Below are 26,261 nucleotides of genomic sequence, written 5' to 3' on the forward strand. Positions count from 1 at the left end.
CGGGTTGACAAAGGGAAATATTCATCATACAATTATCTCGAATTAAAGATATTTTATAAAAGGGTTTGGTTCTGTGAAAAAAGATGACGGCCACCCGGACGAATTGTCACTGAAGCTGTTCGTGATCTTATCGAGAGCGTATCGGTCGATCAGCGACTTCGTGACAGACGATATGAAGCGCTACGGTCTGAATCCATCGGAATTCATGGTGCTCGAGCTGCTGTATCATAAAGGCGAGCAGCCGATCCAGCATATTGGCAAAAAAGTGTTGCTGGCAAGTGGTAGCATGACCTATGTGATTGATAAGCTGGAGTCTAAACAATTGCTGGAACGGAAAAGCAGCCAGGAGGATCGCCGCGTCATTTACGCCTCCATCACGAAAGCAGGAAAACAGCTGATGGATGAAATTTTTCCTCAGCACCGTACAGCTATCGAAAAGCTGTTTAAAGGGCTTACAGCCGAACAAAAAGATACAATGATCCAACTGCTAAAAGAAACGGGTCTGAAAGCATCCAATTTGAAGAAGTAATTTTTTTGAGAATATATCTCTAATTTAAGATATATGAATAAAGGGTATTTGTGCGGTGATCTCGTACCTGATTGGGAATGATAACGAAGTCATAGCCAAGGAAAAAAGGGAAAGAAGGAGCGGATAAAGATGGCAAACGTAAACCTGGCAGTCAAAATGGTAAAGGCGGGGCAGCAGCCATAGATCCGTTGACAGCATCAGATGTGGGGATAATAGCTCTCCATTCCCACAAAATCTTTAATTAAAGATAAATGAACGAAGGATAAAAAGCCGATCCTACGGCAATCAGAGGAGGAAACAAGTATGAAACAGCAAACAGCAGGCATCCACCACATTACGGCTTTTGTAAGACATCCACAGGAGAACGTCGACTTTTACGCAGGCTTGCTCGGACTTAGACTGGTGAAGAAAACCATTAACTTTGATGCCCCTGAAGTGTATCATCTCTATTTCGGAAACGAGGCAGGGAGTCCGGGAACCGCTATTACCTTCTTTCCTTATGCCGCCTCACGCAAGGGCCGCATTGGGGGAGGACAGGTGGGGTATACCACCTTTTTGATTCCGGTCGGAACGCTGGGCTTCTGGGAGGATCGTTTGAACAAATTTGAAGTAGCCTATAACAAAGTAACGCGATTCAAAGAGACATATCTGCAATTCGCCGATCAGGATGGTCTGCAGCTCGAGCTGGTTGAGCGCGAAGGCGGTGCGCCAAGCAAGTGGTCGTTTGGCAATATTCCTGCCGAGAAAGCGATCAAAGGCTTTGGGGGAGCGATCCTGTATAGCGTACAGCCAGAAAAAACGATGGAAGTGCTGCAAAATCTGCTGGGGCTTGAAAAGGTCGGTGAGGAAGGTGGACTCGTCCGCTTCCGTTCGGTAGGCGATCTGGGCAACATCATTGATGTAAATGCACAGCCTGTGCCAAGAGGAGCAGGCGGAGCGGGAACGGTTCACCATATCGCTTGGCGGGCAAAAGACGATGCCGATCATCGCAGCTGGAGGGAAAAGGTGGAAGCGTATGGACTGCATCCAACAGACATCGTGGACAGACAATATTTTAACGCACTCTATTTCCGGGAATACGGCGAGATTCTCTTTGAAATTGCTACGGATCCTCCAGGCTTTGGAAGAGATGAAGCGTTCGAACAGTTAGGGGAGAAACTGATGCTGCCCGAATGGTATGAGCCTTATCGTACGCAGATTGAGCAGGGCTTAACGCCTATTACCGTACGTGTGCTGGAGGGAGACAAGTAAATGAAACATGTGTTTAAACAAGGGACCAACCTCGATGCTCCTACGCTTTTGCTTCTGCATGGCACGGGCGGAGACGAAAACGACTTGCTTCCGCTGGGGCAGCGCATCGCTCCAGAGGCTTCTGTGCTCAGCGTTCGGGGAAATGTACTGGAAAATGGCATGCCACGCTTCTTTCGACGGCTTGCAGAAGGGGTGTTTGACGAAGAGGATCTCATTTTTCGCACTAAGGAGCTCAATGATTTTCTTGATCAAGCGGCGCTCGAATACCAGTTTGACCGCGACAATCTAGTGGCTGTCGGCTATTCCAACGGAGCGAATATCGCAGGAAGTCTTCTTTTTCATTACGCAGATGCTTTAAAGGGAGCGATTCTTTATCACCCGATGGTTCCGCGGCGTGGAATCCCTTTGCCTGATCTGACTGGTGTCCCGATCTTTATCGGTGCAGGTACGAATGACCCGATTTGTTCCCCACAGGAAACGGAGGAGCTGTCTCATTTGCTAAAGGGAGCGGGTGCCTCGGTCGCGCTGCAATGGGCAAACTACGGCCATCAGCTCACTGCTGCGGAAGTGAACGCCTCTGCCGAGTGGTTCCGCGATGTATTTGATCTCGGGTAAACAGGAAAATAAAAATGAGAACTTGCCCATGAAGAAAAACAGCAGGCGTCCAGTCTGCTGTTTTTTTGTGAGGTTTTGCCGGGTAACAGGGAGGAAAAGGGGTACAGAGTCGCATTCTTTTTGAATTAAACATCTGTGTAAAAAGGCTGGTAAGCGACTGGAGCTGCCATTGACGGCTATCCGAAATGCATCTACACTTGTAACAAATTTCAGACGTGGGTGATTTCATGAAAATTGACGATACAATGTCTTTGTTTATTCGCCGCTTGGACGTAAAGATAACCAATCTCATGCGAACGAAAATGGAGCCGTATCAAATAGCTCCCGAGCAGCATCTGATTTTGCGATTGCTCCTCGAGCGGGACGGACTGACACAAAATGAGATTGCGCAGCAGCTCGAAAAAGACAAAACGAATGTAGCCCGAATGGTTTCCAGTCTGGAAAAAAAGGGATTTATCATTCGGGTCACCAGTACGAGTGACCGTCGCTATTTGAGCGTCCATATCTCGAAAAAAGGCAGAATATTGTGTGAGATGGTTCGTCCGCACTTGGCGGAAGTGAACAAGCAGCTGCAACAGGGTATGACGGAAGAAGAGAAAGAGACACTGCGCAGGATCCTGCATAAGATTTATAAAAACGCGACGTAAGCCTGCTGGATGATCCTTTCGGAAAGAGGATCATTTTTTATACGGTAAGAATTTACAATATTCTTAGCCAGTATAAGTGCAACTAAGGCTCCGCCATAAAGCTTGGCGGAGCCAAATTTTCTAATTCCCCTGAAACTATGAATCCCCAAATAAAGGGTGGAACATACGACTTGTCCCAAATCGCGCTACAAAAAGGTTTTTGGTGAGAAAAAACGCCCTGACAACCCGATCAGGATTGCCTTATGAGGCTATAAGCATGATGTAATAATTGTTTTTATATTTAAAATTATAAAAAAACAAAAGTACAATGAAGGGGTAACGTGATAGCAGCACAGTTATTAGGGGGGCGCAGCTACGTATCTTTTGAGCTGGCAAAAGAAACGCATCGCTATTTTCAGATGGACATTTGAGATGAAAAGGGGGGGGGAGCGTGATAGTCACAAGCCAGGAGCAGTGGTTGCTATGGCAACTAATTTTCAGCTGTTATCGCAGATTTGCGGATAACGGAGTTAATATCCTGTGAAAGAAGGTTTATGGCATTGACTGCAGCACATTGGATGTTCGCCTTTGTTACCTTGGTCATTATTGCGGCCATTATTTTCCGCCGGGGAGTTGTCATCCCCACCTTAATCGGTACGCTGCTCGTAGCCTGGATGTATAAGGGGAGCATGGTTGGTGGACTCACCGCCGTTTTTAACGCGAATCTAGTAGCGGCTAAAGAACTGTTCAATATTTTTCTGATCATGACCTTTATGGTTGCCTTGCTTAACTCATTGAAGGATCTCGGCGCAGACAAACAGATGATTGCCCCGATTCAAAAGTATATGGTAAACGGTCACGTTGCCTTTTTTGTTCTGGTCGGCATTACGTATGTGATTTCGCTGTTCTTCTGGCCGACTCCAGCGGTCCCATTGATCTGTGCCTTGCTGGTCCCGGCAGCGGTTCGTGCCGGATTGCCTGTGATGGGGGCAGCGGTGGCGGTAGCGCTGGCAGGGCAGGGGATGGCACTGGCCTCTGACTATGTCATGCAGGTCGTCCCTATGGTGACTGCTACAGCGGCAGGGATTGATACGGCTCTCGTGGCAGACAAATCCTTGGTATTGTCGCTGATCACTGGTCTGACGTCCATTGCCATCGCGTATGCAGTGATGCGCAAGCAGATCCGTAAACCAAACAGCGCCGAAGTAGAGCAGGAACTAGCTATTTTGCAAGGCGTAGGTGCCCAAGGGCAGGCTGCCAGTGAAATGGCTGCAACAGCGGAAGATGCGATTCCAAAAAGCGTTGCAACCAAGTGGGGAAAGGCATTCGCTATTATCGTTCCACTGACCATGCTCGTCGTCGTAGGCTATATGATCAGCACAAAGGTTATCGAAGGTCGCGAGGGTGGTTTGATTGGCGGGGACGGAGCGGCTCTCATTTGCGGGACAGCCGTTATGCTTTTGATCCTGGCGACTTTGGCGGCAAAAGGAATGAAAGCGTTTGATAAAATCGGCGACCATCTGACAGAGGGCTTTGTCGTTGCATTCCGGGTGATGGGGGCAGTCATTCCGATTGCCGGATTTTTCTTCATGGGCAGCAGCGATTTCACTGGAAGTATTTTGTCGCTGGCAGAGGATGCTGCGAAACCGGCATTTTTGTTTGACCTCGTGCAGAGTGCGCAAGCTTATGTTCCACAAAGCTCGTTCTTAACGGCATTCGGCATTTTGTTTGTAGGAATGCTCACCGGGCTGGATGGCTCAGGATTTGCAGGCTTGACTTTAGCCGGATCCCTTTCTGGCGCATTGGCACAAGGATCGGGAGTGGACGCTTCGACTCTGGCGGCGATCGGTCAGGTAGGAACGATCTTTACAGGGGGCGGAACACTGGTAGCTTGGTCTTCCCTGGTGGCTGTATCCGGATTTTGCGGAGTATCTGCCTTTGACTTGGCACGGAAAAACTTTTTACCCGTCGTGGTGGGCTTGATTCTTTCCACAATCGTTGCCCTCGTGATTTGGTAGTTAGCCTCACCTTTGAGAGGAGGCATTCATAGTTGCTATAGCATCTTCCTCTTGATGGAGTGCCGAAGAGCCGTTTTCATATTCCATAGAAACTATGATAGGCCAGATAAAGGGGGAGAGCGGGTGTTTTGCCAAAGCTCTGATTTTGAAAAGGTTTTTTTGCAAAAATTCGGGCGCGGATGGTCATCATTATTGGCTTATGAGTTTTTAAGAATGATTTAATAATTCTTTTTATATTTAAAATAATAAAAAATCGAACGTACAATGGGGGAGTAGCAAGAAAAACAATAGCGGGTATTCATTTGAGCCAACTGGGGACTACAGCGCAAGCAGCAACTGGAAAAATGACAAGAGCAAGATGGATTCAGATCGGTTTGCCGCTACTTATTTTGTTCACCGTGTCGATGATTGACAAGTCCAACATCAACATTTTGCTGGCGAACAAGCCCTTCCTGCAGGATTTGGGCATTAAGGATGGCGCGATTAAAGGTACATTGAGCAGTATTTTCCTGATAACCTACGCTATTGGGCAATTTGGTTGGGGTTTTGTTGTTGACCGTATTGGTGCATGTAAGAGTGGTCTCATCGGTATTTTCTTCTGGGTAGTTGCAATGGTTCTGGGGGGAATGGCTGAGTCCGTATCGGCTTTGTTCTGGTCCCGTTCTATTCTTGGCTTGAGTGAAGGTGTCCTTTATCCCATCGCTTTGACGTTGACTGCCAAATGGTTCCCTGCGAACGAGCAAGCAAAAGCACAGGCGCTTTGGTTCAATGGTAACTCCTTGGGTCCCGTGATCGGTTTGCCGATTATCGCGATCGTCGCGCAAAATTATGGATGGAGAGAGAGCTATCATGCGCTTGGTGCCGTGTCCCTTCTCTGTCTGGTCATGTTCTGGCTGATGGTCCGCAACAGCCCGGGCGAACACCGTGCCGTCAATGCGGCTGAGAAAGAGTACATCGAAAAAGGAGCAAGCACGGTAAAGAAAGAGATCGCGGACACGGGTGAAGTAAAAGCGGTTTTGAAAAACCCCATCTTCTGGATGCTGGTTGCGGTTTACGGCTGTGTTTCCATCGGATTCTTCGGAATTTCCACATTCCTTCCAAGCTATCTGACGGAAGTCAAACAAGTTCCTTTCGTACAATCTGCTTTTGTCAATGCTGCCGGCTATGGCTTGGCGATTCTCGTTCAAATGGGTTCGGGTTTCTTGTCTGACAAAATCATGAAGCGCGCTGTATTTGTTGGCGGAGCAAGTGCACTGATTATTATTTTCTTGTTGCTGTCGATGTTTACCAGCAGTGTCATGGGTGCACAGCTTTTGAGCATTCTCTTGATCAGCGTATTGCTCATGCCGGCTGCTCTGACCATGACGATGCTGCATAAAGTGGCATCGCCGCGAGTAATGGGACGTATCGGCGGTATTTTTGGTAGCGTTTCCTATGCCCTGGCGGCTGTCGGGCCAATCGTAGTAGGTGCTGTAAGCCAAGCTTCTGGTTCCTATACAGGGGGCTTCCTGGCGCTGATGAGCTTTATCGTCATTTCACTGGTACTGCGCTTGGTACTGATGCGCAAAGGCTACTAATCAACTCGAACGTACAACAAGAGGATTTCACAAGGAGTGTGCCGAAATGTCACGTTTACAGGAGTTTCGGGAAGTGATAAATCAGATCAGGATGGCTTGGCAGGAAGGTCACAAGGCTGCACTGCTTATGCTCATGAATGTACAAGGGTCGGCTTACCGCTTGCCAGGTACGAAGGTAATGATGGCAGAGGATGGACGTATCTTTGGGACGATAAGTGGGGGCTGTCTGGAAAGCGATCTGTTCGGCTGGGCTGAAAAAGCCATGCAGTCAGGAGAACCTCGTCTGCAGCGATACGACCTGAGCGAAAGTGAAGTGTGGAGCCTGGGGATTGGCTGCAAGGGCTCGCTTACGATCGGCATCCTGCCTGTGAATCCGCAAGACCGCTTTTGGTTGCAGGTAGACGAAGCGCTTCAGCGAGAGCAAAGTGTTTCCTTGATTATTGAAATCATCAACGGGTCACGTGCGCTGCTGACAGAGAACGAAATGGTCGCGCGAGAAGGCGACTTGCTGCCGGAAGAAGTCCTTCGCCATGCCAGACAGCGCTTTGATCGCCAGACACGTGCAGAAGTCTTTGTTTTTGAAGGCAGACGTTTTTATATCGATGTGGTAAAACCGAATGAGCGATTAGTTGTAGCGGGTGCTGGGCTTGATGCACGACCCGTTGTTGAAATGGCGGCGCGTATGGGCTTTTCGGTCACCGTGTTGGACCCGCGAAGTGGCTTTAATACACCGGAAGCTTTCCCTGCTGCACGTCATATCGTCCAGTCAGCAACAGAGGTAGACCCATCGGAGCTTTCAGACAGCTGGTGGGTGATCATGAATCATCATCTGGAGCGCGATCAAGCTTCCCTGAATCTGGCTTTGCGCAGTGATCCGAAATTTATCGGAGTGTTGGGGCCTCTCACGCGTACAGAAGAAATGCTGGTACAGATTGATAGCAAGCTTTCAAGCGGTCCGATTCATGCCCCGATCGGTCTCGACCTGGGGGCAGAAACGATGGATGAGGTGGCGATGAGTATCGTGTCACAGCTGATGGCAGAAAGAAATAGCAGACAAGCCCTTCCGCTGCATGGAAAGAGCAAGATCCATGCCTAGAATCGGTGCGATTGTACTGGCGGCAGGACTGTCACGGCGCATGGGGGAGGCCAAGCAGTTTTTGCCTCTGCAGGGGAAACCGTTGTTTCGTCACAGTGTTGAGAGGGCAATAGCAAATGATCTGAGTCCGGTTCTGTTGGTTGGCGGAGAACGAACGGAAGAATTGCGCCGGCTGACAAGTGATTTGCCAGAGGTAGAGGTGCTGGACAACCGAGAGTATGCGACGGGAATGGCATCTTCTCTGCGAGTAGGGATTGCTGCTGCGAGTGGACGCGTTGATGCAGTCCTCGTATTTTTGGCGGACCAGCCGTATGTGCCGGACGAAGTGGTACAAGCTTTGATCCGTACCTACGAAGACAGTCGGGCAGAAGGAACCAAGATCGTGCGTGCCTTCTACGCGGGCATCGCTGGTCATCCCGTGCTTTTTGACGCTGCTTTGATGGAGGAGCTTTGCCTAGTGACGGGGGATCAGGGGGGCAAAGATGTGATCGTCAAATACAAGACTCACATGAAAACGGTCAGCTTTGACACTGCAAGCTGGAATCTCGATGTAGATACTCCCGATGACTATCGACGGATTCAGGAAATAGACCCGCGACTGCATCAGAAATAGATAGAAACGAAATAGGATTTATCCAAAGGCTGATACCCATGGGTAAATCCTATTTCCATTTCTACAAAGGTAAGCGCTTTCGATCTCTTTGAATTAAAAAAATTAAAAGTATTCAGGAAAATTTTTATATGGAGTCTTTGTTCATCTCTTCAAAGTAGCTGATGGTAAAATCGCGCAGCTCGCGGGCAGCCATGGTGAGATAACGGGCTTTTACCCAGGATAGCCCCACGACCCGCTTGGAGTAGTGATCGACGATGGGCAAGTAAACAGGTGCTTGGGCTTCCCGTTTTTCCGGGGATTGTGTCCACCAGTGCTGGTTGTAGGTCCACCAATGCTCTGGAATGAGGGCGACGCCCAGTCCGTTGTTAACCATGCGCAGGATGACTTCTGCATCATTGCACTCAAAGGCAAAATTCGGAGTAAATCCGGCTTGCAGACACATGTTGGTTGTCGTTTCTGTCAATTCGTACGTCTTGGTGAGACCGATGAAGGTTTCTGTGGCTGCTTCGCTCAGGGATACCTTGTTTGCGTTTGCGAGGCGGTGGTCAGGCGGAACCGCAAGAAACATATTTTCTGTCAACAAGGAAACGCTTTGAATGCGTTCTTCCTGAATGAGCGGATGAGTAATCGCGAGGTCGACCTCTCCGCGTTCCAAAAGATTTTGACATTCCTGCGTGGAGCCTTGCAACAGCTTGACATTGACGTGAGGATGACGCTTGAGAAAAGCACTGAGCAGCTCCGGAAGCAAGCGGCCAGTGGCAGCTGCCAGAAAAAACTTGTCCGCGCTCCAATCCGGTCAGGTCAGCCAACTCCTGTTGCCCTTCCTCCAGCTCGGAGAAGACACGCTCGATGCGTTTGAGAAAGGCTTGTCCAAAGCGATTGAGACGGATTTGCTTGCCATGACGGTCAAACAGAGGGACCCAGCCGCGTTTGAATACCTGCGTCCGTCGAGTTTGGAGGAAGCGCTTCAATACCTTGCTGATCTGGGCGAGGATGCAAAAATTATGTCCGGTGGCCAGAGCCTGATTCCGGTTTTGAACATGCGGCTTTCCACACCGAAGTATTTGATTGATATCGGTCGTGTTGAGGATCTTTTCTATATTCGCGAAGAAGATGGCTACCTCGTGATCGGTGCGCTTACGAAGCATCGCGACGTGGAGTTTTCGCCGTTGGTTCGAAAGCTGTGTCCCCTTTTGATTGAGGCGGTTCGCTGGATCGGGCATCCCCAAATTCGCCTCAGAGGAACGATTGGCGGAAGTATCGCCCATGCGGACCCGTCTGCAGAGCTTCCCTGTGTGATTGCCGCACTGCGTGGAGAGATTGTCATCGCCCATGCCGACGGTGAAGAAACGGTTACACCTGATGAGTTTTTCCTCACGTATTTGCTGACTTCCCTGCAGCCCGACCAAATGATCAAAGAGCTGCGCTTCCCGATTCTTCCGGAAACTGCGGGCTATGAATTTACAGAAGTATCAAGACGTCACAGTGACTTTGCCTTGGTTGAAATCGCGGCAGTCATTGACCTGGATGAAAACAACGAAATTACCTTGGCCAGACTCGCGGCTGGTGGAGCAAACCCGGTACCTTGCGTATTGGAGGATGCAGAAGAATTCTTGATAGGCAAAGAGCCTACAGACGAGGTTCTGGAAGAGGCCAGTGTGCTGGGAAGTGAACAAGTAGAGCCGGACAGCGATTTGCACGGTTCTGTGGAGTACAGACGCTCTTTGGTAAAAGCATTGACCAAGCGTGCGCTGCAAACAGCTTTGAAACGGGCGGGAGGGACGAAGGGATGAATACAAAAGAAATTACCGTTACCGTAAACGGAGAGCAGCTGACGGAAACCGTAGAAACACGCATGCTTCTGGCTGACTTCATCCGTGATCATCTGAATCTGACAGGTACGCATTTGGGCTGTGAGCACGGTGTCTGTGGTGCATGTACCGTATTGGTAGACGGAAAGGCTGCGCGCTCCTGTCTGATGCTCGCGGTTCAAGCAGATGGCAGCAGTATCGACACCGTTGAGTCTTTGGTAAAAGAAGATGGGACCCTGCATCCGCTGCAACAGGCATTCTCCGACAACCATGCTCTGCAATGCGGTTTCTGCACGCCAGGCTTCATGATGACACTCGTCGATTTCCTAAACGAAAACCCGAACCCGAACGAGCACGAGATTCGCGAAGCTATTTCCGGTAATCTGTGCCGCTGCACAGGATATGCAAACATAGTCAAAGCAGTAGAGCAGGCTTCCCAAGCGCTTGCCAAACAAGGAGAGTGAACCGATGGCAACTCTAGTTGGACAAAGCTTGAGACGTAAAGAAGATTATCGCATGGTCACGGGTACAGGAATGTTCGTCGCCGATATCAAAAAGCCGGGAATGGTGGAAGCTACCTTCGTGCGCAGCACACATGCGCATGCGAAGATCAAAAATATCGACGTAGAAGCGGCAAAGGCGTTGGAAGGTGTGTACGCAGTTTACACAGGTGCGGATTTGGTAGGAAGAGTAAAGCCGCTTACCCAGATTGACTCCCACTGTCGCCTGCCGAAGCATATCGAAGACCAGATCAAACCGTTCATGTTCAATAATGAAGAGCCAGTTCTCGCGCAAGGAAAGGTCATGTACGTGGGACAAAGCGTGGCATGTGTAGTGGCGAAAAACCGTTATGTCGCAGAGGATGCGGCAGCCCTGATCAAAGTCGATTACGAACCACTGCCGTCTGTCGTGGATCCGTTCAAAGCACTGGAAGAGGGAGCTCCACTCGTACAGGAGAGCATGGGGAATAACCTGCAAGCGTACTTCCATTTGCCAGTAGGAGACTTTGAGGACGTATTGAAAAAGGCTGATCACGTACTGAGCGGCCGCTTTACTTCTCCGCGTGTTTCCTCCAATCCGATCGAGACGCGTGGTGTCGTGGCCGATTACGAAAGCCGCGGCGACCAGCAGCATATTTGGTCTTCTACCCAAATGCCTTTTGAGGTACGTCACTATGTCGCGAAGATTCTGGGGCTCGTGGAACAAAATATCCGCGTAACGGCTCCTGACGTAGGCGGCGGTTTTGGAGCAAAAGGGGGACTCTATACCGAGGAAGTCATGCTGGCTTTCCTGGCGAGGGAGCTGAAACGCCCAGTTCGCTGGATCGAGGACCGCATCGAGAGCATGAGTGCGGCTCGTCATTCCCGTGACCAAATTCACGATATCGAAGTGGCATTCATGAACGACGGTACGATTCTCGGCCTGCGTGATCATTTCGTGCTGGACGTCGGTGCGATCAACTACTTCGCTTTCACCTGCGCGTACAACAGTGCGGCGCATTTCCGTGGTGCTTACAAAATCCCGGTATTCGACCTCACATGCAAGATTGCGTTGACGCACAAAACACCGAATGTTCCGTATCGCGGTGCGGGAAGACCGGAAGTTGTTTTGGCAATGGACCGGATGATGGACATGATTGCTCGCCATCTGAATATCGATCCGGCAGAAATCATGATGAAAAATATCATTCCGGCCGAGGAAATGCCGTACAGCCAAGGGATGTACTATAAAGATGGCGGCGAGCTGATCTATGATTGCGGCGACTATCCGGAAGCGATGCAAATGGCGCTGGAAATGTCCGGCTACAAAGATATACGCGCGTGGAGAAAAGAAGGCAGATACGTGGGGATCGGGATCTCCTCCAACGTAGAAGGAACCGGTGTGGGACCGTTCGAGGGCGCTAAGGCGGCTATCGATGCTTTCGGACAGCTGATGATTCACACAGGCTCTTCTCCGCAAGGACAAAGCCATGAGACTGTCTTCGGGCAAGTTGCAGGAGATGTCTTGAATGTCGGACTGGACAAAGTAACCGTCAAATGCGGAGATACGGCCCTTCTCGGCTTCGGTGCCGGTACGTATGCGAGCCGAAGCGCGGTAAACGCAGGATCTGCTACTCATTTCGCAGCAGAAAAACTGCGTACGAAAGTGCTGGCGGTTGCAGGTCATGTGATGGGCATCCCGGCCGAGGAGCTGACGATGAAGGATGGCGTCGTTTACTCGGAAACGGATCCCGAGCAAAAAATGACGTTCGCGCAAGTATACGAGGCAGCAGCTCCGGGTCCTCGCTGCAAGGTACCACCTGGCATGGAGCCAGGCTTGGAAGCTACCCATTACTTCGTGCCGCCGACAGTTACCTACTCGTCCTCCTTCCACGTCGCAGAGGTCGAAGTAGATATCGAGACCTGTTTCGTCAAAATCAACAATTACTACATCGTGCACGACAGCGGTCGCGTGATCAATCCGATGATCGTGGAAGGCCAGGTACAAGGAGGCTTCGCACAAGGTCTGGGTACGGCTCTGTACGAAGAGATCGTCTACAATGACAACGGTCAGCTGCTGACAGGTACGTACATGGACTACCTGATGCCGACCGCGATGGAAGTGCCGAAAGCGATTCAAGGCGAGCAGGAATACTACTCCACGCGCAACCCGCTCGGTGTCAAAGGAGTAGGGGAGAGCGGCGCAATATCTTCGCCGGCTGCGATTGCGAATGCGGTAGTAGATGCTTTGTCTCCGTTCAACATAAAAATCGACCGCCTGCCAATCAGCCCGAACCGTGTGTTCAGCCTGCTGCAGGATGGCCAAAGGGCGTAAACGCCACATCCGATAAAGTCAAAACCAACGCTACAAAAAGGGGCGCATCAATCAGTGAGCGCCTCTTTTTTTGCCTCCTCAGCTTCTATGGTCAAACCCCAATAGAGAAGCCATCGCGCACAGTGGGGACTGACTCCCGTTTGTGCAGCGATGGCCTTTTTTAACCAAGTTTTCTCACGAGACGTTCTGTTGTTTTCTTATCCGTTGCTTTCCGAATGCACGGGAATCCGCTGCTCCTTGGCGTGCTCGACGCCTGCCGAGATGAGATGACGCACGTGGTCATCATCGAGGGAATAGAAAACGAGCTTTCCTTCTTTCCGATACTTGGCAAGTCCCATATTACGCAGCAGCCGTAAATGGTGAGACGTATTGGCGATCGAACTGCCAATAATCGCGGCGATATCACAGACGCAGAGCTCGTCTTCCAATGACAAAATGTGAATGATTTTCGCGCGTGTATCATCAGCCAGCGCCTTGAAAATCTTCGCAACACCTAATGATTCGGCTGCGAACGGCTTTAAACGATTCACCTTTTCGTCATCAAAGCATTGAACCTCACAAATATCGTCCTGTTCTTTTGGAGACACCCGACTTCACCTCTTGCCTCATTACAATGTCTTCCTATTATAGTCATTCGTATGAAAACTGGGAAGGAAAAACGACATTTTGGTGGCGTGGTAGTTCCTCCTTATTTTTTGGTGTAAAATGGACGTGTTTACTTGTCACGTTTGACGGGGAAAGGAATTGGGAAAAATCATGAACGTACCACAGAAATGCCCGAAATGCCGTTCCAAAAAAATCGACTATACCGAGTCCATCAACCGACGTCTCTATACGATCCTGTACGCCCTTGTTTTGCTGATCTTGGGCTGGATCGGGATCGTTATGAAAGGGACGCCAGTCATTTTCCTGTTTCTTGGGTTGATGGGTGCGTTTGTGCTCTTTGCCATTCGTTTGTCGCTGGAGAAGCGAAAAGTGATCAAATGCCTTTGCCTGGATTGTGGCGAGCGCTGGCAAACCCTGCCGAACCCAACTGAAAACACAGCTCGATAAACCGTTCAGAGGCTTCTTTATTGGAGAAGCCTCTTTGTTTTTTTCGGGACGTTCGCATGCATGAGGGAAATAGGCGGAAAAATCAAATTCTATCCTTGAATCACGGGAATGGTTCGGATAGTATAATAATTAAATATTCGTTTGAATGACATGCGGATCCGACTAAAATACGGGATTGGAAAATAGGTGAGAGCAGATGTCAGCGGACAAAAATAAAGGTGCCTGCTGCAACGATCATCATCATTGTAGCGCCGGGAACAGCGCGGCCGGCCATGAACATAAGTCAGACAGCCACAAATCGCACGAGATGAAGCTGCTCCCTGTCATGGGGGCAGAGGAAGCTGTGGCTGCTGCGGATTTATCACGGGCAGCTGTATACCGTATTGTAGGCATGGATTGCAGTTCATGTGCCAAATCCTTAGAGAAACATATGAAATCACTCGCAGCGGTTCAGAATGTCGTTGTCAATTTTTCTACCGGCAAGATGCAAATTGTGCAAGAGGGACTATCTGATGAATCGATTGTAAGCGAGGTGTCCAAGGCGGGATATGCCGCCAGCCCCCTAGCTCGGGGCAAATCGAGTAAGGCAGAAGCGAAGGACAGCATGGGGACGCGGCTTGCGGTCATTTCTGGCGTGCTGCTTGCACTAGGCTTCCTGGGTTCCTTTACGAGCTTTCCTGAGCTGCTTTTGACTGTTTGTTATGCCTTGTCCATGATCATCGGTGGCTATCGACCTGCTCGCAGTGCCTTTTACGCGATCAAAAGCGGTTCGCTTGACATGAATGTGCTGATGACGGTAGCAGCGATCGGGGCAGCTCTGATCGGAGAATGGCTGGAGGGAGCTACGGTCGTCTGGCTTTTCGCCATCGGGAATTGGCTGCAAACGAACTCCATCGAGAAGACGCGTGATTCGATTCGCACCTTGATGGATCTGACGCCCGCAGAAGCCTGGGTGAAAAAGGGAGAGTCGATGGTCAGGCTGCCTGTGGAGGATGTAGGCGTCGGTGACATCATCGTCGTCAAGCCAGGTGAGAAAGTGCCATTGGACGGTGAAATTCTCTTCGGTACATCCAGTATCAATCAGGCGCCGATTACGGGGGAGTCTATCCCGGTCGACAAACAATCAGGTGACACCGTCTTTGCGGGCAGTGTCAACGAGAGCGGCTCGCTGGAAGTCAAAGTGACGAGGCTGGTTGAAGATACAGCCATTGCAAAAATCATTCACTTAGTCGAGGAGGCGCAGGAGAAAAAAGCGCCGACGCAAGCGTTCGTCGATAAATTTGCGGCATGGTACACCCCGATTGTACTGGTGCTGGCACTCTTGGTGATCGTGTTTCCCCCGTTGCTGGGCTGGGGAACGTGGGGCGAATGGTTCTATAAAGGGTTGGAGCTGTTGGTCGTAGCGTGCCCATGTGCCCTGGTCATCTCGACGCCGGTAGCGATCGTGTCTGCCATTGGGAATGCCGCGCGGAACGGAGTCTTGATCAAAGGCGGAGCCTTTTTGGAAAAGGCCGGGGCGATCAACGCGATTGCTTTTGACAAGACCGGTACACTGACACAGGGCAAGCCGCAAGTCTCACAAATGCTAGCAGCTCCGGGCAAAGAGGACGAAGTGTTAGCCATCGCCCGTACGATTGAAGAGCACTCACGCCATCCGATTGCACAGGCGATCTTGACGTATGCAGACGAAAGGAAGATCGCTCCGTTAGCAGGGCAGGACTTCGGTGTCATCGTGGGAAAAGGGGCGGAAGCGAGGATTGGCGGGGAGTCGTATTACGCAGGAAAACCCGCCTTGTTTGAAGAAATGGGCATCTCGCTGGCAGCGTGGAGCGAGCAGATCGCGTCCTTGCAAAACGAAGGCAATACCATCGTGATGGTCGGGACCAGCCAGTCAATTCTCGGGCTGATTGCCGTATCGGATACCATTCGCGATATCTCCGTAGGGGCGATCAGCAAGCTGAAGGCTGCTGGTATTCAAGAGATAATCATGCTGACTGGGGACAATGCAGGCACGGCGGCAAAGGTGGCGAGCCAAGCGGGCGTCAGTCGTTACTTTGCGGAGCTCTTGCCGGAGGATAAAGTCGCGGCGATTCAAAAGCTGCAGCAGGAAAGCAAGACAGTCGCGATGGTGGGAGACGGGATCAACGATGCACCTGCTCTTGCAACCGCCGATCTGGGTATTGCCATGGGCGGAGCGGGTACAGATGCCGCTATGGAAACAGCTGATGTTGTGCTGATGGCAGATAACCTGGAAAAGCTGCCCCATACGGTGAACATCAGCCGCAAAGCATTGCAGATCATTCAACAAAACATTTGGTTCTCGATCGTCATCAAGCTCTTGGCACTCATTTTGATCTTCCCAGGGTGGCTAACCTTGTGGCTGGCAGTGCTGAGTGATACGGGAGCTGCGCTGATCGTCATTTTGAACAGCATGAGGCTGCTCAGGATGAAATCATAAAGGAAAAGGAACCAAAGGGAGGCCCTTCCGCACAGCAATGAGCGGGAGGGTTTTTTGTTGGTTTCCAAGGCTTGGAATTGTTAAAATAGGGAAATAATACGAGCAATAGGAAAAAGGGGAACAATATGTCCAAAGCGGATAATATGCTATCTATTCTGTGGTTGCTGCAGACTGGAAAACGTTTGACTGCCAAGCAGTTGGCAGAAGCCTTGGAAATGAATATTCGAACCGTTTACCGCTACATTGACGCTCTGTGTGCGAGCGGTGTTCCCATCGTCGCGGACTCGGGCCATAACGGCGGATACAGCTTGCTCCAGCCCTTTACGGATGCTCCTCTGCTCTTTGATTTGAATGAACAAAAGTCGCTGATTCACGCCGCAGTGTTCGCCCAAGAAGCGGGGTATCCGTTTGGGGAAGATTTGGATCGGGCGATCGCCAAGCTGAAAAGGTACACCAATGAAGAACAGCGAGGTGCCATCGAACGTCACAGCAGAGGCTTCGATGTCATATTACCTCCTGCCAATCCGATGCTGGCGTCGATGCTGCAAGAGCTGGAGATCTCCGTCGCCAACGAGCACACCCTCATCGTGGATTATCAGAAAAACTTCCAGACCGAATATCAGACAAGGCAGATCGATCCATACGGCCTCGTTCACTGGAAAGCCACCTGGTACGTCGTCGCCTTTTGTCATTTGCGAAGGGACATTCGCAGCTTCCGTGTCGATCGGATTGGAAACATGACGCGCACGGATTCGACATTTCAACGACCTGCGATGTTCTCCGCTCGGCAATATTTTCTATCTAGCCTTTTATCTGATGCGGATCGACAGGAAAAACCGATTTCCATCAAAGTTATCGGGAGAAAGCAAGCCCTGAACGATTTGTGCGGGCACTGGTTTCTCGGTAGGACGCTGGTGGAGCGGACGCATGAGGAAGCTTATTTCCAACTGGATGAACAGCTCGTCCACACGCATGTCCCTCATATTCTGTTGCCATTCGGGAAAGCGATTCGGGTACTAGAGCCGTCCTTCTTAAAGGACCGTTTGGCTGCCATCGCAGCTGATTTATTGCATTACTATCAGTCCACTTAATATTCACTGACTGAAGCTGTCAGGGAAGCCAGTGTATGATCGAGCTATCCCAAAGAGATTGAATGGAGGAAGCTTGCATGAAACAGGATGCTGTCCGTTTTTATGATTACCATTTGTGGGCGAATGAAAGAGTCTTTCAACGCTTGAGGGAAGTGCCACAAGAGGTCTGTGAACAGGAAATTCCTAGCGTGTTCCCGACGATCACAAAGACACTGCAGCACATGCTTCGGACGGATCATGTGTGGCTGCTTGCGATGAAAGGGGAAAGCTACGAAAACGTCGGGAAGATCGTAGGTGCACTGTCACAGCAGCTGGAAGGCAAAGGGCCAGAGGAACTGCGCGAAGGCTTTATTGAGATCGGGGAGAAGTTCAAAGACTTTTTCGCGCAAACCGATCTGGATGCAAAAGCTCCTTACACACACCCGGCAATGGGAACCATTCATGTTCCCTACAGTGAGATTGTCCAGCACGTCGTCAACCACGGAACCTATCATCGGGGGAACATTTCCGCCATGCTCCGCCAGCTGGGTCATGCAGGAGCTTCTCACGACTACATTTACTTCCTATTTGAAAAAAATCTCTAGAGAGACCACGATAAAAGCTCTGCCAGACCACGGCAGAGCTTTTTGCTGGCTTACTTCTTTGCTTGAAACTCGTGATTGACTCGCTCAGGCAGACTGCCCCAAAACTGGGCGATGTTCGGCTTGGGGTCCCCGATGAGGCAGCTTGCAGGGCCGGGTAGTCGACCTGCCAGTACAACGACATGTCGGAGGTTGCCATGAGCGTAAGCTTGCCTGCCGTTTGGGTTTGCAGCCACTGCTTGAGCTTGTCGTCGTTTTGGATTTTGCTGAAGTCGTACGGATGGTCGAGTGCGTACAGCTTATCCGTCACGCCCGGCTTCTGCAGCAGATTGCGAAAATGATCATTTACAACGGAAACATGGCTCGCGTAAAAAGACTCCAGAGCCAAAAACATCTGGTCTGCCGTTTTTGCATCTACCTGCTTCAGATGTTCATCGAGAAAAGCGGTCACGTCACGCGCTTCCTTGGCTTGGCTGACGGTCACCTGCAGCTGCTGGAGGACTTCGATATCCGCCTTGGAGCCATTCTGATCCGGGCTTACAGGGGTGGCGGTATTGCCTGATGAAGCAGGCGGAGGTTGAACAGTCAGTTGTTTGTCTTGGCTCCCGCAGCCTGTCAAAAGGGCAAAGGCGGCGAGAAGCGGAATTAGGGTACATTTGCAGCGTTTCATATTATCAATCACTCCATTTTTATTGGGACTTAAGACGAAGTATGGGCGCTTCCGTCTTCGGAGTAGCAGAGGGGCAGCGTGCTGCCGGTCTTGGCGTCAATCACGAAAAGTCCGCTCATGCCTTGGCCAAGGTTGAAGACGGTGAAGGCAAAAAGAAACAGACAGGCTCTGGTGATTATTTCTTGATCCGGGTTTTTATGTATGTTATGCTTTGAGCATTCTAACACGAAAGGGTGACCATCAAGCCAATGAAGTACTAATTCCTATTTCCAAAAAAAGCATTCGAAATTAAAAACGATGCGTTTTTCTGGATAGGATTAGTATGTGCATATTGGCAAATGGATGGTAGCTCCCGTGTGTCGTTGAACGGGTTTCTATGTCTTTTTGTGATGGTATGCGATGCCTCCTGTCCAGAAAAAATGGATAAGGAGGTTTTTTGATGTCTGGACTCTTTCAAAATCGTTACGTGCGGGCCATCTTGCTTTCAGGCCTGTTCTTGCAAATTGGGATATGGGTACGCAATTTCGCGATTTTGCTCTACGTCATGGATCATACAGGGGGAGATCCTCTGGCGATTTCCATGATCTCGGTTGCTGAGTATGCGCCGATCTTTCTGTTTTCATTTCTCGCCGGAACCTTTGTTGACCGTTGGAGACCGAAACGCACCATGGTCTGGTGTGATCTGATCAGTGCGATATCCGTGATCGCGGTGCTCCTGACGTTTATCTATGGAACATGGAAAGCTGTCTTCTTCGTGACGTTGATTTCTGCGATTTTGTCACAGTTTTCTCAGCCGGCGGGGATGAAGCTGTTCAAGCTGCATGTGCCAGCTGAGCAGCTGCAAGCAGGGATGTCGATGTACCAGACGCTGTTTGCGATCTTCATGGTTCTGGGGCCGATCCTCGGCACGTTTGTCTTCCAGTCCTTTGGGATGGTCATGTCGATGGTCGTTACTTCTTTGGCGTTCATGCTCTCGGCCCTGGTCCTGTTCTTTTTGCCGGCCGACCCAGTAGAAGAGAAAGCGAAGCAGCCTTCCACCCTGTGGGCTGACATGGCAAGCGGGATGCGCTATGTACGGGAAAATCGCGTGCTGACGCTGATCGGGTTGTGCTTTCTGGCATCTGGACTCGCGATTGGCCTCGTGCAGCCGCTCAGTATTTTTCTGGTGACGGAACGTTTGGGATTGCCAAAAGAAAGTCTGCAATGGCTCCTCATGCTGCAAGGGATTGGGATGATTGCAGGGGGAGGCTTGACTATGAGCTTTGCGAAAACAGTCGTCCCGCAAAAGCTGCTCATCATCGGGATGCTGGGAAATGCGATCGCGCTCGCCGTAGCCGGACTCTCTACTCACCTGTGGCTGACTTTAGCTGCGCAGCTGTTTAGCGGGCTGCTTCTGCCCTGTATTCAGATCGGGATCAACACCCTGCTCCTGAAGCACACCGAGAGTGCGTTCATCGGGAGGGTAAACGGTATTTTGATTCCGATGTACACCGGCTCGATGGTGGTGACGATGAGTGTGGCAGGAATGGCAAAAGAACATTTCTCGCTGGTGTCGATCTTTGTACTGGCTTCCTTGCTCTTTATCGTGGGTATGCTGTTTATTATGCCGCTGACGCGAATGCAAGAAGGAAAGCAGGGAGAAAGAAAGGAACAGATTGGGTAAGAGGACAAACCAATCAAACAGGAGGAGTACAAAGGATGGGACACCAGCAAATTACGTCAGAGGAAGGCCTGGCTCTCGTTGAAAAAGTGCGTAAGCTGGCGATGCGTCTGCCGGAGGTTGCGGAACAGGTTGACGCGTTTGGACACATATCTTTTCGCGTCAACGACAAGCCGTTTGTGATGATGGGGGAGGGCAGGGAAGATGGCCCTACCCTCTCCATCAAGACGCTTCCCACGACGCAGGAGTATTTGCTTGCGCAGGAGCATTTTTACAAAACACCTTACATTGGTCAGCATGGCTGGGTCTCGATTGTCGGGGAGAACGTCACCGATTGGAGCGCGGTCGAGAGTTATCTGATTGAGGGATACCTGCGTTCTGCACCAAAGCGTTTGGCCAAGCTCGTACAAGCTACCTGATGAAAGCAGTCAAAAACCGTTCTTCTCTTTGATGCGCCTGCTATAATTCAAGAGAGAGAATTACTGCCTGGAAAGGAGGGGCCGTTATGGAATGGAATCTCCAGCAGATGAGCAAGCTCTTGGAAGTCGTTTTTGAAAATGCGCACGAACCTATGATCGTCACAGATAAGGACGGCAAAATCCTCCTCTTGAACAGGAGTTATCGCGAGTTCTTGAATGTACAGGATGTCATCGGCAAGCCGGTTACGGATGTCATCGAAAATACGAGGATGCATATTGTCGGCCAAGAGGGTGTGGCTGAGATTGCGGACATCCAGCAGATCAAAGGCCAAAGCATGATCGCCCACCGCATCCCGATTATGTATGAGGGAAAGGTGCTTGCTGTCCTCGGTACGGTGCTTTTTCAGGACGTGAAGGAGCTGGCGTCGCTGGCAGCGATGGTCGACCAGCTCAAAGACGAGTTGACCTACTATAAAAAAGAGCTGCGCCGAAGAATGGGTGCCACCTACCACGTGGATCAAATCGTCGGTTACAGCCAAAAGATGCAAGAGCTCAAGCAATTCTCGCAAAAGGTGGCGAAAAGCGATTCGACGGTACTTATTACCGGAGAGAGCGGAACCGGCAAGGAGTTGTTTGCCCATGCGATTCACGCGGAGAGCAAACGGAAGATGGGGCCCTTTATTCGGGTAAACTGTGCGGCGATCCCGGATACCCTCCTGGAATCGGAATTGTTCGGTTATGAAGAAGGGGCATTTACGGGAGCGGTGCGGCGAGGCAAAAAAGGGAAATTCGAGCTGGCCAACCATGGTACGATCCTGCTTGATGAGATTGGCGACATGCCGCTGCCTTTGCAGGCGAAGCTGCTGCGGGTATTGCAGGAAAAGGAAGTGGAGAAAGTCGGTTCCGTACGAACGACGCCAATCGACGTGCGGGTGATCGCCTCTACCAATCAGGACATGCTCGCCAGTATCAAGGAAGGGAAGTTTCGTGCGGATCTCTACTATCGTCTGAATGTCGTGTCCCTGTCCATTCCGCCGTTGCGCGAGAGGCTGGAGGATTTGCCCGAGCTCGTCTCCAACCTGCTCACTCAGCTGGTAGAGTCTACGGGAGTGACGGTCCGGTCGATCGATGATGATGTTTGGGCTGTCATGCGAAGCTATTCTTGGCCAGGGAACGTGCGGGAGCTGCGAAACGTGCTGGAGCGCGCTCTTCATTTGATGGAGGATGATGTGCTGAAAAAGGAGCACATTTGGCTTCCAGCGCCTTCCGAGGAGCTTTCCAATCCTGCTGTGGTTCGTCCTTTGAAGGAAACGCTGGAGCAGGCGGAGCGGGAAGCTTTGCTGCACGCGATGAAGGAAGCGGGAGGAAACAAGCAAGAAGCCGCGAAGCTATTGCGTATCAGCAAGTCGACGTTCTACGAAAAGTGGGAGAAGTACAGATTGGAGAAGCAATAAGAGAACGTTCACAGATGAACCTGGGAAGTGGCAGACTGCCGCTTGGACAGGTTTTTTTGTTTGTTTTCCGAATTTCCGGAATGGATCAGCCCCCTTTCCTTAAAGCGCTTTCAAGGAGTTCCGAAATGGCGGAAGTGTTTTTCCAAATTTCCGGAACATACAGCTGGTCCAGAGCGCTGTGGGATCAAGGCTTAAAGGCCTGAAGTCTTGATGTGACAGTGTTTTTTGAATTTCATCCAAGGTTGGCACGCTCTGTGCAATATAGCTAATTGCAAGTTGTAAGCGGTTTCTTTCAGCCGTCAGTGTGCGAGGGAACATTGCTCAAGAGAGGGGGGCAGTGGATCATTGGTTGGTGAATCTGGCGAGCAGGATGATTCGGGGCAAGTTGGTAAAGGGTATGAAGAGGCGTGCTGCATCGACCCTTTGTTTCAACTCCCGGCCGGTCCATTCTCGGAAATGACAACGGAATGGCTGGGGCTTATCGATATGGAAACAAAGACGCCTAGACTTAGCAATAAGGCGTACTTGAAAGGAGAATCGTATGATCATTGAAGTATTATCTATTGTTTTAGCGCTCGGTCTCTTAATGTTTTTTGCGTACCGCGGCTACCCAGTTATCGTTTTTGCTCCTATTTTTACGTTGCTCGCGGTCGTATTGTCCGGAATCGCGCTATTGCCTAGCTATACCGAGACCTTTATGACGAACGCGGCCAACTATGTGAAATCATTTTTCCCTATATTCCTGCTTGGCGCGATTTTCGGAAAGATGATGGAGTTGAGTGGAGCAGCTTCCTCGATTGCCCACTCGATCGTAAAAGCATTGGGCTCCAACCGCGCCATGCTCGCCGTCGTGCTTGCCTGTTCCATCCTGACGTATGGCGGCGTTTCGCTGTTCGTCGTAGCTTTTGCGGTGTATCCATTTGCAGCAGCTATTTTCCGTGAAGCAAACATCCCGAAACGCCTGATTCCAGGTACGATCGCTCTTGGTGCTTTTACTTACACCATGGATGCTTTGCCAGGTACTCCGCAGATTCAAAACATTATCCCAACCACGTATTTCGGTACAGATGCATATGCCGCTCCTCTCGTGGGTATCATTGGAGCCATCATGGTATTTGTAGGCGGTATGTACTGGCTGGAGCGTAGACGCAAGCAGGCGGCAGCAGCAGGCGAAGGCTACGGTGACGGTCATATCAACGAACCGGAATTGCAAAAGAATCAATCGTACATGAACATTTGGCTGGCTATCTTGCCACTGGTGATCGTGCTGATCGGAAATTACCTGTTCAGCCGCGGTTTCTGGAATGTAGAGACCTGGTACGATGCTGGCATGCTGAAAGAGTCCTTTAAAATCGATAAAGTGAAAAACGTGGTGTCTTCCTGGGCGCTGATCATTTCCTTGAGCTTGGGGATCATTGCAGCACTGTTGATCAACGTAAACCACGTAAAAACCAAATTGGCAAGCGGTTTGACTGCTGCTGCGATGGGTTCTTTGCTGGCAATCTTCAACACGGCTTCTGAGGTTGGATTTGGAAACGTTGTCAAAACGCTGCCTGGCTTCAAATTGATCCAAGGCTGGATTACAGGTGCGAGCAGCTACCCGCTCGTTTCCGAAGCGGTTGCTGTGAACGTCCTGGCTGGTGTTACGGGCTCTGCCTCCGGCGGTATGTCCATTGCTTTGGAGGTTGCAGGCAAGCAGTATCTGGAGTTGGCGAATGCAGCGGGAATCAGCCCTGAGCTGTTGCACCGTATTGCATCGATGGCTTCCGGCGGTATGGATACCTTGCCACACAACGGTGCTGTTATCACTCTCTTGGCGATCACAGGCTTGACTCATCGCCAGTCGTACAAAGACATTTTTGCCATTACCGTTCTGAAGACAGCTACCGTGTTTATCCTGGCGTTTGCCATTTCCATCTTCGGATAACACAGCACGAAATGCAGCCAGACGAAACAGGAGAGGAGATAGAGAGATGGAGAAACTATTACAACAACAAGTGGCATTGGTTACAGGTGCAGCGAGTGGGATTGGACTGGAGATCGCTCGTACTTTTGCGGAAGAAGGCGCAAAAGTGATGATTTTGGACCTGAATCAGGAAGCAGCAGAAGCAGCTGCCACCCGTTTGCAGGGTGAAGGACACGAGGTGCTTAGTCTGGCATGTGACGTCACCAATGAAGATCAGGTGCGCGAAAGCATTAAAAAAACAGTAGAAGCTTTCGGCAGACTGGACATTCTCGTCAATAATGCTGGACTGCAGTTCGTTTCCCCGATTGAAGATTTCCCGACGGCAAGATTTGAACGTATGATCAGCATTATGCTAACGGCACCGTTCGTGGCCATTAAGCATGCATTCCCGATCATGAAGCAGCAAGGCTATGGCCGCATCCTCAATATGGCTTCGATCAACGGATTGATCGGCTTCGCGGGAAAAGCAGCTTATAACAGCGCCAAGCACGGCGTGATCGGCCTGACCAAGGTAGCGGCGCTGGAAGGTGCGGCAGATGGCATTACGGTTAATGCGATTTGCCCTGGCTATGTGGACACTCCGCTGGTGCAAAATCAATTGGCGGATCTGGCGACGACTCGAAATGTGCCGTTTGAAAAAGTAATGGAAGAAGTCATTTATCCATTGGTACCGCAGAAGCGTTTGCTGAGCGTGCAGGAAGTGGCAGACTACGCAGTATTTTTGGCAAGCAAAAAAGCGCAAGGCGTGACAGGTCAGGCTGTTGTCATCGATGGCGGGTATACGGCGCAATAAGACCAACATAGAAGCAAAAGCGAAAAGCCCCCAGCTAGAGACTGCTGCAAAAGTAGTGCTTTTTGAAATACCAAAGTTTTTAGGGGGTACAAATATGTCTCCCTAAACGTGAAACGAGCCTTAGAAGCGATTCTAGAGGCTCGTTTTTGTTTGACTGTTTTGTTGTTCTGAAAAAGTGGACTTTTGCAGGGCTCTCCAGCTAGGGGCTTTTTTCTGTTTTATCATAAGGGAGGGGGAGCCACACAGTGAAAGAGCTCCCTTTGCCCGGTTCGCTCGTGGCTGATATGCGACAGCCATGCGCTTCCACAATGGATTGGGTAATGGCCAGACCAATTCCAGAACCGCCAAGTGCTCGTGTACGTGCGGTGTCAATCCGATAGAATCGCTCAAAAAGGTGTGGGAGATGTTCGAGCAGAATGCCGCTGCCGTTGTCTTTTACGGTAAGCAGGACGCCTCCTACAGCGTCCTTCAGGGATACCTTGATGTTGCCCTGCTTTGGATCGGTATGTTGGACGGCATTCTGAAACAAATTGAGAATCACCTGTTTCATACGATCCGGGTCGATTTGCAGCTTTGAATAGAAAGAAATTTCAACTTGGACGGTCCTCGAACCGGCAAGCATCTGTAGATGGGGCTCCAACTCAATCAAGAGTGGATGCAATTCGGTTTTTTTAAGCTGAATAGCCAAGGTCGGTGCTTTATCAATCTTGGCCAGTAGCAAAAGATCCTGGACCAGCTTCGTCAAGCGAGTGGATTCGCCATGCATGCTCTGAAGCGCTTCATGTAATTGTTCAGGATGATGGGCAGCCCCGCGCAGCAGTACTTCGCCATTTGACAGATGGTAAGCGGAGGTTTTTTTATAAACTTTTAAAAAGGTATTGTATTTGTTTTTTGGATGTGATAGATTATTCCTTGTCGCCAATGAGCGATGACAAAATACGAGAAAAGCTAACAGGTTTCGATAAGAAACTTCTTGACTCGTAAACAACGAACGTGATAAGATGTAAAGCGTTCGACAAAAAATGCTCTTTGAAAACTGAACAGCGAAAGCGTTGATGAGTCTATCATTAAATGATTTGCCAGCTTTGAACCAGATACAAACTTTATTGGAGAGTTTGATCCTGGCTCAGGACGAACGCTGGCGGCGTGCCTAATACATGCAAGTC

At 50.4% G+C, this 26,261-nt stretch carries 26 protein-coding genes and 1 rRNA gene; 24 read left to right on the forward strand and 3 right to left on the reverse strand.

Translation table 11 applies throughout. From position 1 onward, the window contains the following. Positions 1 to 73 precede the first annotated feature (73 nt). The 8 genes from EDM55_RS10260 (at position 74) to EDM55_RS10295 (ending at position 8,325) form a co-directional block, all read left to right on the forward strand. A complete protein-coding gene (locus EDM55_RS10260; protein WP_246071127.1) occupies positions 74 to 529 on the forward strand; it encodes a MarR family winged helix-turn-helix transcriptional regulator in 456 nt (151 codons plus the stop codon). Positions 530 to 832: 303 nt separating this feature from the next. Further along, on the forward strand, positions 833 to 1,780 hold the full coding sequence (locus EDM55_RS10265) for a ring-cleaving dioxygenase (protein WP_092276792.1): 948 nt from the start codon (positions 833 to 835) through the stop codon (positions 1,778 to 1,780). Further along, positions 1,781 to 2,395 (forward strand): alpha/beta hydrolase, encoded by a 615-nt coding sequence (locus tag EDM55_RS10270; protein ID WP_092276795.1) that lies wholly within the window; start codon positions 1,781 to 1,783, stop codon positions 2,393 to 2,395. It begins immediately after the preceding gene. A 227-nt stretch (positions 2,396 to 2,622) separates the two neighbouring features. After that, complete coding sequence (locus tag EDM55_RS10275) at positions 2,623 to 3,042, forward strand: MarR family winged helix-turn-helix transcriptional regulator (protein ID WP_122960262.1); 420 nt, start codon at positions 2,623 to 2,625, stop codon at positions 3,040 to 3,042. A gap of 533 nt (positions 3,043 to 3,575) precedes the next feature. Then, on the forward strand, positions 3,576 to 5,039 hold the full coding sequence (locus EDM55_RS10280; RefSeq protein ID WP_092276801.1) for a hypothetical protein: 1,464 nt from the start codon (positions 3,576 to 3,578) through the stop codon (positions 5,037 to 5,039). Positions 5,040 to 5,341: 302 nt separating this feature from the next. Then, the gene (locus EDM55_RS10285) at positions 5,342 to 6,616 is read left to right on the forward strand and encodes an MFS transporter (protein WP_122960263.1); all 1,275 of its coding nucleotides are present in this window, start codon (positions 5,342 to 5,344) and stop codon (positions 6,614 to 6,616) included. 46 nt (positions 6,617 to 6,662) lie between these two features. Continuing rightward, positions 6,663 to 7,712 carry an XdhC family protein gene (locus EDM55_RS10290; RefSeq protein WP_122960264.1) on the forward strand — a complete coding sequence of 350 codons (1,050 nt, stop codon included), beginning with the start codon at positions 6,663 to 6,665 and terminating at the stop codon, positions 7,710 to 7,712. Continuing rightward, positions 7,705 to 8,325: a nucleotidyltransferase family protein gene (locus EDM55_RS10295; RefSeq protein WP_170184513.1), complete on the forward strand. Its 621-nt coding sequence runs from the start codon at positions 7,705 to 7,707 to the stop codon at positions 8,323 to 8,325. Before EDM55_RS10290 ends, EDM55_RS10295 begins: the two co-directional genes overlap by 8 nt. Positions 8,326 to 8,449: 124 nt before the next feature. Here the strand turns inward: EDM55_RS10295 and EDM55_RS10300 are convergent, their stop codons facing one another. Next, a complete protein-coding gene (locus EDM55_RS10300) occupies positions 8,450 to 9,073 on the reverse strand; it encodes a LysR family transcriptional regulator substrate-binding protein (RefSeq protein WP_170184512.1) in 624 nt (207 codons plus the stop codon). On the opposite strand from EDM55_RS10300, the gene EDM55_RS10305 reads away from it, so the two are divergent. The 3 genes from EDM55_RS10305 to EDM55_RS10315 are packed head-to-tail and all read left to right on the forward strand — an operon-like array spanning position 9,042 to position 12,950. Next, positions 9,042 to 10,118 (forward strand): FAD binding domain-containing protein, encoded by a 1,077-nt coding sequence (locus tag EDM55_RS10305; protein ID WP_218033728.1) that lies wholly within the window; start codon positions 9,042 to 9,044, stop codon positions 10,116 to 10,118. The genes EDM55_RS10300 and EDM55_RS10305 overlap by 32 nt on opposite strands. Further along, a complete protein-coding gene (locus EDM55_RS10310; RefSeq protein ID WP_092276813.1) occupies positions 10,115 to 10,600 on the forward strand; it encodes a (2Fe-2S)-binding protein in 486 nt (161 codons plus the stop codon). Before EDM55_RS10305 ends, EDM55_RS10310 begins: the two co-directional genes overlap by 4 nt. Before the next feature lie 4 nt (positions 10,601 to 10,604). Then, a complete protein-coding gene (locus tag EDM55_RS10315; RefSeq protein WP_122960266.1) occupies positions 10,605 to 12,950 on the forward strand; it encodes a xanthine dehydrogenase family protein molybdopterin-binding subunit in 2,346 nt (781 codons plus the stop codon). A gap of 197 nt (positions 12,951 to 13,147) precedes the next feature. Here the strand turns inward: EDM55_RS10315 and EDM55_RS10320 are convergent, their stop codons facing one another. Beyond that, on the reverse strand, positions 13,148 to 13,537 hold the full coding sequence (locus EDM55_RS10320) for an ArsR/SmtB family transcription factor (protein ID WP_092276819.1): 390 nt from the start codon (positions 13,535 to 13,537) through the stop codon (positions 13,148 to 13,150). A 169-nt stretch (positions 13,538 to 13,706) separates the two neighbouring features. On the opposite strand from EDM55_RS10320, the gene EDM55_RS10325 reads away from it, so the two are divergent. The 12 genes from EDM55_RS10325 (at position 13,707) to EDM55_RS10385 (ending at position 25,095) form a co-directional block, all read left to right on the forward strand. Beyond that, complete coding sequence (locus EDM55_RS10325) at positions 13,707 to 14,003, forward strand: hypothetical protein (RefSeq protein WP_122960280.1); 297 nt, start codon at positions 13,707 to 13,709, stop codon at positions 14,001 to 14,003. A 196-nt stretch (positions 14,004 to 14,199) separates the two neighbouring features. After that, on the forward strand, positions 14,200 to 16,461 hold the full coding sequence (locus EDM55_RS10330) for a heavy metal translocating P-type ATPase (RefSeq protein WP_122960267.1): 2,262 nt from the start codon (positions 14,200 to 14,202) through the stop codon (positions 16,459 to 16,461). Between the two features lie 125 nt (positions 16,462 to 16,586). Beyond that, positions 16,587 to 17,552: a helix-turn-helix transcriptional regulator gene (locus tag EDM55_RS10335; RefSeq protein WP_122960268.1), complete on the forward strand. Its 966-nt coding sequence runs from the start codon at positions 16,587 to 16,589 to the stop codon at positions 17,550 to 17,552. 77 nt (positions 17,553 to 17,629) lie between these two features. Next, the gene (locus EDM55_RS10340) at positions 17,630 to 18,136 is read left to right on the forward strand and encodes a DinB family protein (protein ID WP_092276828.1); all 507 of its coding nucleotides are present in this window, start codon (positions 17,630 to 17,632) and stop codon (positions 18,134 to 18,136) included. Positions 18,137 to 18,278: 142 nt separating this feature from the next. Then, positions 18,279 to 18,695, forward strand: coding sequence for a hypothetical protein (locus EDM55_RS10345; RefSeq protein ID WP_141296079.1), 417 nt, complete (start codon positions 18,279 to 18,281; stop codon positions 18,693 to 18,695). Then, positions 18,695 to 19,018, forward strand: a complete 324-nt coding sequence (locus EDM55_RS10350) for a hypothetical protein (RefSeq protein WP_122960270.1) — start codon at positions 18,695 to 18,697, stop codon at positions 19,016 to 19,018. Before EDM55_RS10345 ends, EDM55_RS10350 begins: the two co-directional genes overlap by 1 nt. Before the next feature lie 224 nt (positions 19,019 to 19,242). Further along, positions 19,243 to 20,466, forward strand: a complete 1,224-nt coding sequence (locus EDM55_RS10355; RefSeq protein ID WP_122960271.1) for an MFS transporter — start codon at positions 19,243 to 19,245, stop codon at positions 20,464 to 20,466. A 35-nt stretch (positions 20,467 to 20,501) separates the two neighbouring features. Continuing rightward, the gene (locus EDM55_RS10360) at positions 20,502 to 20,882 is read left to right on the forward strand and encodes an MmcQ/YjbR family DNA-binding protein (RefSeq protein ID WP_122960272.1); all 381 of its coding nucleotides are present in this window, start codon (positions 20,502 to 20,504) and stop codon (positions 20,880 to 20,882) included. Between the two features lie 86 nt (positions 20,883 to 20,968). Beyond that, positions 20,969 to 22,336 carry a sigma-54 interaction domain-containing protein gene (locus tag EDM55_RS10365; RefSeq protein WP_122960273.1) on the forward strand — a complete coding sequence of 456 codons (1,368 nt, stop codon included), beginning with the start codon at positions 20,969 to 20,971 and terminating at the stop codon, positions 22,334 to 22,336. Positions 22,337 to 22,681: 345 nt separating this feature from the next. Further along, complete coding sequence (locus EDM55_RS10375; RefSeq protein WP_092276849.1) at positions 22,682 to 22,888, forward strand: hypothetical protein; 207 nt, start codon at positions 22,682 to 22,684, stop codon at positions 22,886 to 22,888. Then, complete coding sequence (locus EDM55_RS10380) at positions 22,878 to 24,263, forward strand: GntP family permease (RefSeq protein ID WP_122960274.1); 1,386 nt, start codon at positions 22,878 to 22,880, stop codon at positions 24,261 to 24,263. Before EDM55_RS10375 ends, EDM55_RS10380 begins: the two co-directional genes overlap by 11 nt. Before the next feature lie 46 nt (positions 24,264 to 24,309). Next, positions 24,310 to 25,095 carry a 3-hydroxybutyrate dehydrogenase gene (locus tag EDM55_RS10385; RefSeq protein WP_092276855.1) on the forward strand — a complete coding sequence of 262 codons (786 nt, stop codon included), beginning with the start codon at positions 24,310 to 24,312 and terminating at the stop codon, positions 25,093 to 25,095. A gap of 199 nt (positions 25,096 to 25,294) precedes the next feature. Here the strand turns inward: EDM55_RS10385 and EDM55_RS10390 are convergent, their stop codons facing one another. After that, positions 25,295 to 25,861 carry a sensor histidine kinase gene (locus tag EDM55_RS10390; RefSeq protein ID WP_122960275.1) on the reverse strand — a complete coding sequence of 189 codons (567 nt, stop codon included), beginning with the start codon at positions 25,859 to 25,861 and terminating at the stop codon, positions 25,295 to 25,297. A gap of 337 nt (positions 25,862 to 26,198) precedes the next feature. Between EDM55_RS10390 and EDM55_RS10395 the strand changes: the two genes are divergently transcribed. Further along, a 16S ribosomal RNA gene (locus EDM55_RS10395) occupies positions 26,199 to 26,261 on the forward strand; the annotation flags it as partial.

It is taken from the genome of Brevibacillus centrosporus (genome assembly GCF_003710815.1).
In the GTDB taxonomy this organism is placed as follows: Bacteria; Bacillota; Bacilli; order Brevibacillales; family Brevibacillaceae; genus Brevibacillus; species Brevibacillus centrosporus.